This is a genomic window from Zafaria sp. Z1313, from assembly GCF_050563205.1.
Taxonomy (GTDB): domain Bacteria; phylum Actinomycetota; class Actinomycetes; order Actinomycetales; family Micrococcaceae; genus JAZDCJ01.
Window position 1 is genome coordinate 338,473 of sequence record NZ_JBNWUK010000001.1, and the last position, 12,799, is coordinate 351,271.

Annotated in this window: 13 protein-coding genes and 2 tRNA genes; 14 read left to right on the plus strand and 1 reads right to left on the minus strand. The window is 70.0% G+C overall.

The window, feature by feature from the left end:
- Positions 1-121: 121 nt before the first annotated feature.
- From ACQ3I4_RS01510 to ACQ3I4_RS01540, 7 genes are all read left to right on the plus strand, one after another.
- Positions 122-194 (plus strand) — tRNA-Asn (locus ACQ3I4_RS01510).
- 180 nt (positions 195-374) lie between these two features.
- Positions 375-1,166, plus strand: coding sequence for a phage holin family protein (locus ACQ3I4_RS01515; RefSeq protein ID WP_329859916.1), 792 nt, complete (start codon positions 375-377; stop codon positions 1,164-1,166).
- Positions 1,167-1,213: 47 nt separating this feature from the next.
- Positions 1,214-1,834, plus strand: a complete 621-nt coding sequence (locus ACQ3I4_RS01520; RefSeq protein WP_329859918.1) for a CDP-alcohol phosphatidyltransferase family protein — start codon at positions 1,214-1,216, stop codon at positions 1,832-1,834.
- Positions 1,822-2,724: a DMT family transporter gene (locus tag ACQ3I4_RS01525; RefSeq protein ID WP_329859920.1), complete on the plus strand. Its 903-nt coding sequence runs from the start codon at positions 1,822-1,824 to the stop codon at positions 2,722-2,724. Before ACQ3I4_RS01520 ends, ACQ3I4_RS01525 begins: the two co-directional genes overlap by 13 nt.
- 70 nt (positions 2,725-2,794) lie before the next feature.
- Positions 2,795-3,985, plus strand: a complete 1,191-nt coding sequence (locus ACQ3I4_RS01530; RefSeq protein WP_430632670.1) for a glycosyltransferase — start codon at positions 2,795-2,797, stop codon at positions 3,983-3,985.
- Between the two features lie 62 nt (positions 3,986-4,047).
- A tRNA-Ile gene (locus tag ACQ3I4_RS01535) sits at positions 4,048-4,124 on the plus strand.
- A gap of 65 nt (positions 4,125-4,189) precedes the next feature.
- Positions 4,190-5,392: a glycosyltransferase gene (locus ACQ3I4_RS01540; RefSeq protein WP_430632671.1), complete on the plus strand. Its 1,203-nt coding sequence runs from the start codon at positions 4,190-4,192 to the stop codon at positions 5,390-5,392.
- A gap of 126 nt (positions 5,393-5,518) precedes the next feature.
- Here ACQ3I4_RS01540 and ACQ3I4_RS01545 read toward each other — a convergent pair whose 3' ends face one another.
- Positions 5,519-6,142, minus strand: coding sequence for a murein hydrolase activator EnvC family protein (locus tag ACQ3I4_RS01545; RefSeq protein WP_430632672.1), 624 nt, complete (start codon positions 6,140-6,142; stop codon positions 5,519-5,521).
- A 503-nt stretch (positions 6,143-6,645) separates the two neighbouring features.
- Here ACQ3I4_RS01545 and rpsB point away from each other — a divergent pair.
- From rpsB to ACQ3I4_RS01580, 7 genes are all read left to right on the plus strand, one after another.
- A complete protein-coding gene (gene rpsB, locus ACQ3I4_RS01550) occupies positions 6,646-7,503 on the plus strand; it encodes a 30S ribosomal protein S2 (protein WP_430632673.1) in 858 nt (285 codons plus the stop codon).
- Between the two features lie 110 nt (positions 7,504-7,613).
- Entirely contained in the window at positions 7,614-8,453 is an 840-nt protein-coding gene (gene tsf, locus ACQ3I4_RS01555; protein ID WP_329859926.1) for a translation elongation factor Ts, read from the plus strand.
- A 171-nt stretch (positions 8,454-8,624) separates the two neighbouring features.
- Positions 8,625-9,380, plus strand: coding sequence for a UMP kinase (pyrH, locus tag ACQ3I4_RS01560; protein ID WP_329859927.1), 756 nt, complete (start codon positions 8,625-8,627; stop codon positions 9,378-9,380).
- Positions 9,381-9,462: 82 nt separating this feature from the next.
- The gene (gene frr, locus ACQ3I4_RS01565; protein WP_329859928.1) at positions 9,463-10,020 is read left to right on the plus strand and encodes a ribosome recycling factor; all 558 of its coding nucleotides are present in this window, start codon (positions 9,463-9,465) and stop codon (positions 10,018-10,020) included.
- Positions 10,020-10,925: a phosphatidate cytidylyltransferase gene (locus ACQ3I4_RS01570; protein WP_430632674.1), complete on the plus strand. Its 906-nt coding sequence runs from the start codon at positions 10,020-10,022 to the stop codon at positions 10,923-10,925. Before frr ends, ACQ3I4_RS01570 begins: the two co-directional genes overlap by 1 nt.
- A gap of 155 nt (positions 10,926-11,080) precedes the next feature.
- Positions 11,081-11,734, plus strand: a complete 654-nt coding sequence (locus tag ACQ3I4_RS01575; protein ID WP_430632675.1) for a DUF6318 family protein — start codon at positions 11,081-11,083, stop codon at positions 11,732-11,734.
- Positions 11,735-12,081: 347 nt separating this feature from the next.
- Positions 12,082-12,690 carry a hypothetical protein gene (locus tag ACQ3I4_RS01580; RefSeq protein WP_430632676.1) on the plus strand — a complete coding sequence of 203 codons (609 nt, stop codon included), beginning with the start codon at positions 12,082-12,084 and terminating at the stop codon, positions 12,688-12,690.
- Positions 12,691-12,799 lie beyond the last annotated feature (109 nt).

Here is a 12,799-nt window from a genome sequence, read left to right on the forward strand (position 1 = left end):
TGTTGGGGTGGTTAGGGGTGTCCGGGCGCGGGCCCTGCCCCCCCCTTTTCCCCCCCCCCCCCCGCCGCGGCACGGATTGGCACTGGTGCGCGGGAGCCTGCTAGAGTTTTGTTCGCTTCATTCCCCCGTAGCTCAATTGGCAGAGCATTCGACTGTTAATCGAAGGGTTACTGGTTCGAGTCCAGTCGGGGGAGCGTTCCCGAAAACCCCCGCCTTGGTCCTCGAGGCGGGGGTTTTCCCGTCCCCGGGCCGCGACGTGGCGGCCCGCCTCATCCCGGGGTCGTACGCCCGGAGGCTGAGCCGATCCCACGTGACGCAGTGGTAGCTTTGGTGTGGATCGGCCCAGGGTGGCCGGGAGAGGATGGAAGCGGACCATGGCAGGAAGCACCTCCAACGGCCAGTCGGCATCGCTCATCGGACTGCTCAAGGACGCGGGCCGGTTGGCACCCAAGCAGTTGAACGACGAGATCCAGCTCGCCGTCGCCCAAATGAAGTCCAAGGGGATCCACGTCGGCATCGCCGCGGCCCTGGCCGTCGTCGCGCTCGTGTTCGTGGCGTTCGTCGTCGTGGCACTGCTGGTGGCGGGGATCCTGGCGCTCGGCCTCGTCGTCGAGCCGTGGCTCGCCGCGCTGCTCGTGGCCGCGTTCTTCCTGGTCCTCGGCGGACTCCTCGGCCTCATCGGCTTCGGGCGCGTGAAGAAGGCCATGCCGCTCGTCCCGGAGGACGCGATCCGAGGGTTCAAGCACGATCTCGGCGTGATCGCCGAGGGATCGGCCTTCGACCCCTCCGTCCTCGACGAGCCCAAGCCCGAGAAGGAGGAGGACTCCTCCGGGGAAGACGCCAAGGAGAAGAAGCCCAAGCCGGAGCCCGTCCCCTACGACGAGCTGCTGCGCCGCTCGGCCGAGCGCCGCGACCACCTCGCCCGCCTGCGCGACGAGATCGGCCCCAAGGTCGACGTCAAGACCCGGGCCGGGCACGGCGTCGAGCGCCTCATGGGCTTCGCCTCCCGCGGTGCCGAGCGGGCCTCGCAGACCGTGTCCGACGCCGGGTCGGCAGTGGGCGACGACGCCGCGCGCCTCGTGCGCGAACGGTGGCAGCCCCTCGCGGTGATGGGCGCCTCCCTCATCGCCCTCGCCGTGTTCCTCAGGCGCCTGACCAAGGGGTAGGCCCCGGGCGCCGCGCCGCCACCGAGCACAAGAAAGGGGGAGCCACGTTGCGGATCTTCGGCGCCGGCCACCGCGACGACATCGAGTACCGCGTCCTCGATTCGTTCTGGACCGTACCCAATGTCATCACCGTCGGCCGGTTCCTCCTGGTCCCGGCGTTCGTCTGGCTCGGCGCCACCGGGCAGTACCTGGCCGCGACGGTCGTCCTCGTGGTCCTCGGCAGCACCGATTGGATCGACGGATACCTCGCGCGGCGCCTGAACCAGGTCTCCACCGTCGGGATGTGGCTCGACCCCCTCGCGGACCGCCTGGCGCTGATCACGGTGGCGGCCACGTTCGTCGTCACGGGAATCGCCCCGGCGTGGCTCGTCTATTCCATCGTCGTGCCGGACGTCATCCTGATCGTCAACTCGCTCCTGCTCTTCGGCGGCAGTCCGGGCCTGCGCGTCTCGCGACTGGGCAAGACCCGCACGGCCCTGATGCTCGTCGGCGCGCCCCTGTTGCTGCTGGGCCGCGTCCCCGGCCTGGAGGAGAGCGCCATCGGTCCGACGGCGACCGTGCTGCTCGCCATCGCCTGCGCACTGCACATCGCCGCCGCGGCCGGCTACTTCGTCAAGGCCCACCAGAAGGCCAGGGCACGACGTTCCGGGACCGCATGGTCTGGGTAGCCGTCTGCTGCGCGATCGCGGCGGCCTTCTTCCTGGCCTTCGGCACGCAGCGCCAAGGCGGTGCGGTGCGGGCCAGCACGGGCGGACTGAGCGTCACCTCGCGTGGCATGGTCCGCCTGCTGGCCAACCCCCGCTGGGTCTTCGGCCTGCTCCTGATGGTCATCGGCATGTCGCTCAACGTCTACGCGCTGGCGACGGCGCCGCTCACGGTCGTGCAGCCCATCGGGGCGATCGCGCTCGTGATCACCACGATCGTGAACTCCCGAGAGCTCGGCATCCGGATCAACCGCCCGACCGTCCTGGCCATCACGGCATGCATGGTCGGCAGCATCGGATTCGTCCTCATGGCCATCAATGCGACGGCCGAGAACCACAGCGTCACGCGGGAGCAGGAACTGACCACGGTGCTGCTGCTCGTGCTGGTCGTGGCCGCGTTCGGAGGACTCGCTTCCGTCTTCCGGCACCGGCTCAACGCCTTCTTCTACATCGTCGGCGCGGGCGTGCTGTTCGGCTTCGTGGCCGTCCTGGTCCGGACCATCGCGATCGCGCTCATGGACCCGAACGGGCTCTTCCTCGCCAACGTCTCCTGGTATGTGGTGCTGTCCGTGGCCGCGGCCGGACTGCTCGGGACGTACTTCGTGCAGAACGCCTACTCGAGCGGCCCGCCGGACCTCGTGATCGCCGGTCTCACCGTGATCGACCCGATCGTGGGGATCGCGATCGGGATCTGGATCCTCGGCGAGCTGCGCCCCGACGTGCATCCGGTCACGGCGATCTCCATGGCCGGGGCCGCCATCGTTGCTATCGTGGGGGTCGTTGCCCTTTCCCGGCACCACCCGGACGTCCTGCAACGCCAGGCCGAGGCGCGTCGGAAGCATCCCGACGCCTAGCCGGTGCCCGTCCCACGGGCCGCACGTCCCGCCAGCCGCTTCCCCCGAACGACGCAAGGAGCCCGCCACCGTGACCGGTGACAAGCCACTGAAGATCCTCATCGCCGCGGACACGTATCCGCCGGACGTCAACGGGGCGTCGGTCTTCTGCCACCGGCTCGCCACGGCGATGGCGGCGCGCGGCCACGAAGTGCATGTCGTGGCGGCCCGCGCCTCGAAGGGCCCGGGCTACGTCGAGCAGCGTCCGGAGGCGACCGTGCACCGGCTGGCCTCGCACGCCGTCCCGACGCACCCGAGCTACAGGATCGTCTTCCCGTGGGATGCGGCCCGGGACCTGGCGCGCATCATCGACGACGTGCGGCCCGACGCCGTCCACGTCCAGTGCCACTACATGGTGGGCCAGGCGGCGGTGAACCAGGCGGTGAAGCGCGGGATCCGGACCATCGCGACGAACCACTTCATGCCGGAGAACCTCGACCCGTTCCTGCCGTTCCCGCGGTGGTTCAAGCGCATCGTGGCCCGCAATTCGTGGCGGGACATGGGCAAGATCATGGGTCGGGCCGACGTCGTCACGACGCCGACGCCGCTGGCGGCCCGTGCGATGAAGCTCCACGCCCGCCTCGACGAGGTGCTGCCGCTGTCCAACGGCATCGATTCGAGCCACTACGAGCTGGCGCCGGGGGAGGAGGTCGTGAAGGACCCCTGGCCCCTGGTGTTGTTCGTGGGACGCCTGGCGGTGGAGAAGAACGTCGACGTCCTGCTCGAGTCGCTGACGCGGATGAAGACCGAGCCCGCTCCTCACCTCGAGGTCATCGGCGGCGGAGAGCAGCGCGCCAACCTCGAGCGGCGGGCCGCGGAGCTCGGCATCGCGGACCGCGTGGCGTTTCGCGGCCACGTGGACGACGACGAACTGCGCCGCGCCTACCTGCGGGCCGACGTGTTCTGCCAGCCGGGAACCGCCGAGCTGCAGTCGCTCGTGACGCTGGAGGCGCTGTCCGCGTCCCGTCCCGTGGTGCTGGCGGACGCCATGGCCCTCCCGCATCTGGTGGACGACGGCGGGAACGGCTACCTCTTCACCCCGGGGGACGCGGAGGACCTGGCCGGGAAGATCGACCGCGTCCTGGCCGCCTCGGATGAGGAACGCGCGGCGATGGGGGAGGCCGGCCACCGGAAGGCCGTGTTCCACAGTGCGGAGAAGACGATGAACACCTTCGAGGCGCTCTACCGTGGCGCCACGGCGCAGGACGTCCTCGGCGCATGAAGCCCTCCGGCCGTCCACTAGGATGGTTGGTGCTGCCCGGCGCTCCGCGGTGCCGCGGCCGAGGGGCGGTAGCTCAGTTGGTTAGAGCAAGGGACTCATAATCCCTGGGTCGTGGGTTCAAGCCCCACCCGCCCTACCACGGGCGGTTCCGGTGTACCGGGACCGCCCTTCGGGGCACGACAGCAATCCGTAGGGAGGTGCCGCATGGACCGGCCGCTGCACATCGCCATGTTCGTGGACCAGCATCCGCAGTCCCTCGGCGGCATGCAGACCTCCGTCCGCCTGCAGCGCAAGTACCTCGAGCGGCTGGGCCACCAGGTCAGCGTCGTCGCTCCGCCGGCGCGGCACGGCCAACCCGAGGGCGCCGCCGTCATCGAGCTGCCGGGCTTCGGCGTGCGCGGCAGCGAGTACTCGGTGAGCCTTCCGGGCCGCCGGGCCGGTCGCGTGCTCGACGAGGCGCTGGCCGGCAGCGCCCCGGTCGACGTCGTCCACGTCCAGGCCGACTTCTGGCAGGCCGCGACCGGATACCGCTTCGCCCACCGGCACCGCCTGCCCGTCGTCCACACCATGCACAACCGCCTGGACGTGGGCCTGCGCGCCACGGTCCCGTTCCCCGACGTCGTCGAGCGGGCCATGGGCCCGGCGATGCGGGCGATGCTGCCCGGGCCGACGCCGCCGGCCAGGGACGCCTGGGGCTATCTGCGGGTCATGACCGAACGGGCTGCCGTGGTCACGGCCCCGTCCAGCCACTTCGCCCGCCTCCTCGAGGAACGCGGAGTGTTCGACTCCGTCCGCGTGGTCCCCAACGGCTTCGACGACGACCTCGCCGCCGAACTGCTCGCCGTCCCGCGGCCGCAGCGATCGGGCCGCCCGCGCCTCGTGTGGATCGGCCGCTTCAGCCCCGAGAAGCGGTTGCTCCCGTTCCTCGATGCCGTGCGGCGCTCCGGCATCGACGCCGAGGTCCACGTCTTCGGCGACGGGGCCGAGAGGGCGCGCGCCGAGGCCGCGGTGCGGGGGCTGACGACGCCGGACGTCGTCTTCCGGGGCACCGTCCCCTACGCGGCCATGCTGGGGGAGCTGCGGGCCGCCGATGCGCTGGTGCAGACCTCGCTCGGCTTCGAGACGCAGGGCATGACCGTCTTCGAGGCGGCGGCCCTCGGCACGCCCACGATCCTCAGCGACGCCCGGATCGCCGAGGACCTGCCGCCGGGCTCGTTCGTCCAGGTGCCGTCCGGGCAGCACGCCGACGATGTCGAGCCGCTCGCCACCGCGTTGCGGTCCTCGGTCGCCGCGCTGAAGGACGGCCGCCTCGGCCGCGTCGAGGGCATCGACCCCGAAGCGGTCCTGCAGTCGCGGCAGACCCGGCTCATGCTCGACGCCTACGTCTCGGTCCTGATCCGCCGCTGACGCCCACCGGTCGCCGGCCCCTCCCGGCCTCCCGTCCGATCAAGCCCCGGGTCTCGGACCTTCCGGTGCGCCGCCGGCCGGGGCCGTCCCGGTCGCTCGTCCGCAGCCGCCATGGTCCTGCGCGGCTCACCGCCCTCCCGGCGGGAGGGGGAGCAGGACGGACGGCCTCCGGTCGCCGACCGTGTCTAGCGGGTCGATGTACTCTCCGTCCAGCCGCAGTCCCCAGTGGACGCAGCTGCTGCCGCAGTGGCCGCCGGATCCGACCGCGCCGAGCGGTTGTCCCCGGGCGAGCACGGCTCCGACCTCGAGTTCCGTCTCCACCGGTTCAAGGCTCGTGACGAGTCCGTTGCCGTGGTCGACCGTGACGACGGGCCGGTCGACCACGATGCCGGCGAACGCCACCCTGCCTGCGGCCGGGGACACGACGGGCGTTCCCGGCGACGAGGCCAGGTCGGCGCCGCGGTGCCCTGCCATCCAGTCCTTCGGCGGCGGATCGAAGCCCTCGAGGACGCGGGGACCGGCGGGCCCGCCGACCGGCCAGGCCCAGGAACCCGTCGGCGCGGCCGTCGGCTCCGAGGGGGCCGCGGCCGAGGCGGTACCGAGGAGGGCGAGGGCCGCGGCGAGGAGGACCGCTGGGGCCCGGCGCCCCGCACCCGGCATCCTGTTGCCGCGATGCCCGGTCCGCCAGGGGCCGGGCGGGCGGCTGTTCCCGCCCGGCGGAACCGCCTGCCGGTGCTCGACGACGCGCATGCCGCCCTCCTGTTCCGCTCTGCCGCTTCCGTTGTGGTCCGCCGGCTCCCGGCGCCTTCCGAACCAGTCTGGACGGCCGCCGCCCGGGTGCCCGTCCGGCGTCGTACTCCTGTGGATCCCTGCCCGACCGCGGCGCTTGTGGAGGGCGGATCCGCGCGGCCGGGACAGGCTGTGGGGTGGGCCCCGGGCGGCGCCGGGACGCGGTCCGGGCCGCGGCGGCGCTGTAGTACACTTGGGGGTGCAGTTTTGTGCGTCGATGATCCCTGTCCGGATCCCGGCCGCGGAACTGACTTCGCGCATCGCGCATCCACCACCGGAACCCTCGGGAACGGGTGTGGACCGCGCCGCCTTCGGTCCGGAATACCGGTGGGGCGGCGGGGCCGGGACACCGGGGCCGATGCCAGGGGCGCCGTCCACCAGGGGCGGAGGCCGACAACCGATAAACAACAGGCAGTTACCGCAGCCCCACGGGCTGGTCCGCCACTGCCGGAAGGAGTGACGACATGCCCGTCGTTACCATGCGCCAGCTGCTCGACAGCGGAGTCCACTTCGGTCACCAGACCCGCCGCTGGAACCCGAAGATGAAGCGCTTCATCTTCACCGAGCGCAACGGCATCTACATCATCGACCTCCAGCAGTCGCTGTCCTACATCGACCGCGCCTACGAGTTCGTCAAGGCCACCGTCGCCCACGGCGGCACCGTGCTCTTCGTCGGCACCAAGAAGCAGGCCCAGGAGGCCATCGCCGAGCAGGCCACGCGCGTCAACCAGCCGTACATCAACCACCGCTGGCTCGGCGGCATGCTGACCAACTTCTCCACCGTCGCCAAGCGCGTGCAGCGGATGAAGGAACTCGAAGAGATCAACTTCGACGACGTCGCCGGCTCGGGCCACACCAAGAAGGAACTGCTGCTGCTCAAGCGCGAGCTCACCAAGCTGCAGGCCAACCTGGGCGGCATCCGCAACCTCACCAAGACCCCGTCCGCCATCTGGATCGTGGACACCAAGAAGGAGCACCTGGCGGTCGACGAGGCCAAGAAGCTGGGCATCCCCGTGGTGGCCATCCTCGACACCAACTGCGACCCGGATGAGGTCGACTTCCCGATCCCGGGCAACGACGACGCCATCCGCTCCGTCAACCTGCTCACCCGCGTGATCGCCGACGCCGTTGCCGAGGGCCTCATCGCCCGCAACAACAAGGCCGCCGGCAACACCGAGGCCGCGGCCGAGCCGCTGGCCGAGTGGGAGCGCGAGCTGCTCGAGGGCAACGCCGAGGAGGCTCCGGCCGCCGAGGCCCCCGCCGCCGAGGTGCCGGCCACGGAGGCCCCCGCCGCCGAGGCCCCGGCCGAGGACGCCAAGTAACCATCCGAGTTTCGAGCCGGCGGGCGTGAGCCCGCCGGCCCGGGTCAACCGGGTGCGGACCATTCCGCCGCGCCTGGAACATCAACGAACCACACAGAATGGGGTTGCACATGGCCAACTACACCGCCGCTGACATCAAGGCCCTGCGCGAACGCACCGGCGCCGGCATGATGGACGTCAAGAAGGCCCTCGACGAGGCCAACGGCGACGCCGACAAGGCCGTCGAGATCATCCGCATCAAGGGCCTCAAGGGCGCCACCAAGCGCGAGGGCCGCTCCACCGCCGAGGGCCTCGTGGCCGCGACGGTCGTCGACGGCACCGTCGGCTACATGGTCGAGGTCAACTGCGAGACCGACTTCGTCGCCAAGAACGAGAAGTTCATCGCCCTGGCCAACAAGGTCCTCGAGGTCGCCGTCGCTTCCGGCGCCGCCGACCTGGAGACCCTCCTGGCCGCCGACGTCGACGGCAAGACCCTGGGCGACTATGTCGTCGAAGAGGGCGCCGTGCTCGGCGAGAAGGTCGTCGTGCGCCGTCTGGCCCGCGTCGAGGGCGCCACGGTCGACGCCTACCTGCACAAGACGTCCAAGGACCTCCCGGCCCAGGTCGGCGTGCTCCTGTCCGTCGACGGTTCCGGCGAGGCCGCCCAGACCGTCGCCCACGATGTCGCCGTGCACACCGCCGCGATGGCTCCGACGTACGTCTCCCGCGACGAAGTCCCGGCCGAGACCGTCGAGAACGAGCGCCGCATCGCCGACGAGACGGCCCGCGCCGAGGGCAAGCCCGAGGCCGCGCTGACGAAGATCGTCGAAGGACGCCTGACCGGCTTCTTCAAGGAGATCGTCCTCGTGGACCAGGCGTTCGCCAAGGACGCCAAGAAGACCGTCGGCAAGGTCCTCGACGAGGCCGGCGTTGCCGCTACCGGCTTCGCGCGTTTCCGCGTAGGCTCCTAGCAGGACCAAGGCGGCCGGATACCGCCCGCCGCGCAAGGCAGCAAAGGGGGTGGCCACCACACGGTGGCCACCCCTTTTCCCTGCCGTCCCGCCCCTTCCGGCGGGCCGCCCACCACAGACCACCCAGCAGCGAAGACGACGGCGGATCCCGGGTCCGCGACAGGAGGCACCATGGAAGCCACGCAGGAACAGGCAGCACCGCTCACGGCCGAGGAGACCGCCCCGCAGCGTCGGCGCGTGTTGCTGAAGCTCTCCGGCGAGGTGTTCGGCGGCGGCAAGCTCGGCGTGGATCCCGAGACCGTGCGCGGCATCGCGCGCCAGATCGCCGAGACCGTCGGCCAGGTCGAGACCGCGATCGTCGTCGGCGGAGGCAACTTCTTCCGCGGCGCCGAGCTGAGCCAGTCCGGCATGGACCGCTCGCGTGCCGACTACATGGGCATGCTGGGAACCGTCATGAACTGCCTCGCGCTGCAGGACTTCCTCGAGCAGGCAGGCGTCGAGACCCGCGTCCAGTCGGCGATCTCCATGGCCCAGGTCGCCGAGGCCTACATTCCGCGCCGCGCCATCCGCCACCTCGAGAAGGACCGCGTCGTCATCTTCGGCGCCGGCGCCGGCCTTCCCTACTTCTCCACCGACACGGTCGCCGCACAGCGCGCGCTCGAGGTGCGCGCCGACGTCGTCCTCATGGCCAAGAGCGGCGTCGACGGCATCTACACCGCCGATCCGAAGAAGGACCCGTCCGCCGTCAAGCTGGACACCCTGACCTACGACGAGGCGCTCATCAAGAACATCCGGGTCATGGACCAGACCGCGATGACGATGTGCAAGGACAACAGGCTCGAGATGATGGTGTTCGGGATGGAGGGCGACGGCAACGTCACGCGTGCCATCCTCGGCGAGGAAATGGGAACCCGCGTCACCGTCTGAGCAGGTGGCATAGGATGATCCAAGAGCCCGTTCAAGCCCCGGGGACCGTGACTTCGCGGCCCGGATCCCGAAGGAGAAGACAGTGATTGACGAAACCCTGCTGGACGCCGCGGACAAGATGGAGCGTTCCGTCGAGGCGGCGAAGGAAGACTTCGCCACGATCCGCACCGGCCGGGCAAACCCCGCCCTCTACTCCAAGGTCCTCGTGGACTACTACGGTTCGCCGACGCCGCTGCAGCAGCTCGCCTCCTTCGGCGTCCCGGACGCACGGACCATCCTCATCACCCCCTACGACACCTCCGCGCTGCGCGAGATCGAGAAGGCGCTGAGCGATTCGGAGATCGGCGCCAACCCGTCCAACGACGGCAAGGTCATCCGCGTGGTCCTGCCCGAGCTCACCGCGGAGCGGCGCAAGGAATACGTCAAGGTCGTCAAGGGCAAGGGCGAGGACGCCAAGGTCGCGATCCGCAACCACCGCCGCAAGGCCAAGGACGCCCTGGACAAGCTCGTCAAGGACGGCGAGGTCGGCGAGGACGACGGCGCGCGCGGCGAGAAGGAACTCGACGCCCTGACCAAGAAGAGCACCGACGCGATCGACGAGCTGCTCAAGCGCAAGGAAGCGGAGCTGCTGGAGGTCTGATGACGACCCCGACGCAGCCGGACGTCCCTCCGCCGGACGCCGGGCCACCGCCCGCCGCCCCGACGCGGCGTTCGATGCGAGGCGGCAAGCAGTCCCGGGCGGGACGCGACCTTCCGGCCGCGATCGTTGTGGGCGTGCTGCTCCTGGCGGCCGTCCTGCTGGGCATGTTCCTCCTGCCGCTGGCGTTCGTGGTGACGATCTCGTTATTCGGCGTCATCGGATGCTGGGAGATCAGCCGGGCGCTGACGGCCGCGAAGGTCCAGGTTCCGCTCGCACCGCTGGCCGTCGGATCCGTGGCGATGCCGTTCTCGGCCTACTACGCCGGGGCCGAGGGGCTGGGGTTCGCCCTGGCCGGGACGGCGGTGCTCGCCCTGCTGTGGCGGGTCATCGAAGGCGGCCCCGGGGCCTTGCGCTCCGTGATGTCCTCCGTGTTCATCGCGCTCTGGGTGCCGTTCCTGATCAGCTTCGCGGTGCTGCTGCTGAACGAGGACCACGGGCCGTACAAGGTGGCCACGTTGCTGCTGCTCGTGGTCGCCAACGATACCTTCGGCTACCTCGTGGGTGCCTTCCTCGGCAAGCATCCGATGGCGCCGAAGATCAGTCCCAAGAAGTCCTGGGAGGGCTTCGGCGGGTCCGTCGCCGGGGCCGTGGCCGTGGGCATCCTGGCCACGGTGTTCCTTCTGGACCAGCCCTGGTGGGCCGGCGTGCCGCTCGCGATGGCCACGGTTGCGGCCGCGACGGCCGGGGACCTGTCGGAGTCGATGGTCAAGCGCGAGCTCGGCATCAAGGACATGAGCAACCTCCTGCCGGGCCATGGGGGAGTCATGGACCGCCTCGATTCGGTGGTCTTCGCGGCTCCCGTCTCCTACATCCTGTCGGTGCTGCTGCTGCCCGGCGGCGGATAGGCCGCCCGGCGCAAGGGAATCACCAGGAAGGGCCTCGGCTGATGCCGGGGTCCTTTCCCGTGTTGCCCGCCGGGCCGGTTGTGGACAACCGGCTGCGGGCCTGATTTCGCGATAGGATGTTTTTACTTCTGGTGTCAACATTCTGTGAGGTCCCCATGCTGAGCCGTTCGATCGCGCGGTCGCGCCTCCTGGCCGTTCCCCTGGCCGTTGCCCTGCTCGCGGCCGGGTGTGCTGGCGGCGGGGATGCCGAACCCGGGGCACCGGAGACCTCCTCCGGGGCGGCTCCCACCTCGTCGGCAGCGCCTTCATCGAGCGCGGCACCGAGCAGCGCTTCGCCGACGCCCGTCCCGGCGAGCTCGACGGGCCCCGCCGAGAACTGGCCCGTTCCGGAGATGCCGGCGGAGGCCAAGGAGCAGACGGCGGAGGGGCTCAAGGCCTTCGTCGAGTACTACTTCGACCTCATCAACTACACGGGGCAGACTCAGGACTCGGCTCCGCTCAAGGCCGTTACGTCGCGTTCCTGTGAGCTGTGTGCCACGGCATTCATCGACGTGGCCGACCTGAACAAGGAAGCGGGCGCGTGGATCGTTGGCGGGGAGCACGATGTGACGGTGTTCACCTCCCACAGCGAGGAAGCGGGCACTGGAATCGCGACATTCGGAGTGGTGGTCGCACCGATGACGATTTACAACAGCGATGGGACGCTCAACGGCGAGGCCGAGGAGGAAGAGGACATTCTCGGCGCCATTTCGACTGAGTTCGACGATGGTTGGACCGTTGTGGGGTTCGATGTCTCGGAAGACTCCTAGCCGTGAGTTGTCGATTCAGCTTCCTGAGGATCGCCGTTTGCCTCGTGCTGGTCGCGGCCGGCATCTCGCTAGCGGGCGTTCATGAGGCAGCTGCCGCCGCGAACTGCGGCCGGGGATATGGCCTGAGCGGTGGCAACGCGCACGCCAAGACGACAGGGTGTACTACGAAGAAGCCAGGGTCGGCCGGATGGGCTGGGACGACTTCTGATCACATTGACGTAGGCCCTAAGCTCCAGTATCGAGTCGTGTACATTCAGGGTTGCTCTGCCGAACAGGCCGCGTTGGGTTCATGTATCGCCTTGAGCGAGGTGCCATGTGCCGACGGCTCGTACATGACGACGCGTCGGGTGTTTGCGCTGAACGGTCCGCGCGAAGGCCAGGTTGTCGAGACGCGAACCTACTGCCGCGACGAACCCGATCCGACCATCGTGGGCCTGGAGCAGGACATCGCCGTGGTCACGCCGGAGCGCTTCCAGGAGTTCCCGATCCTCGCGTCGTCGGTCGTGAGCCAGCCGGACGGGTTCTCGCTGCGCAATGGCCACGCGCATCTCTACGCGGAATCGGAGACCCAGACGTTCAGCGTCACGATCTTCGACCAGGACGTGCGGGTGCGAGCCATCCCGACGACGTGGGTCTGGGACTACGGGGACGGCGAGACGGTGCGCCGCGACTTCGCCGGAGCGCCGATGCCGGACCACGACCTGGCGGTCGAGACTCCGAGCAGCCACGTCTACACGGAGACCGGCGACTTCCAGGTCCGGTTGACCACCCTCTACCGGGGCGAGTACTCGACCGAGGGCGGACCGTGGACTCCGATCCCCGGGGTCGCCGGCGTCCCGAGCGACCCGCTGACGATGAGCGTCTGGCGGACCAGGAAGCTCATGGTCGCGGAGGACTGCACGGCCAATCCGGACGGACCCGGCTGCGCCTCGCCGTTCGTCGGCGACGACGAGTGACGGCGGACGCCCCTGCCGGCGCCGGGGACCGCCGGCCCCGGAGCCACGACGTCCGCACGCCTCCGGCGCCGGGTGGGAGCCGCACTTGCGACTGCTGGGTAAGATGGTC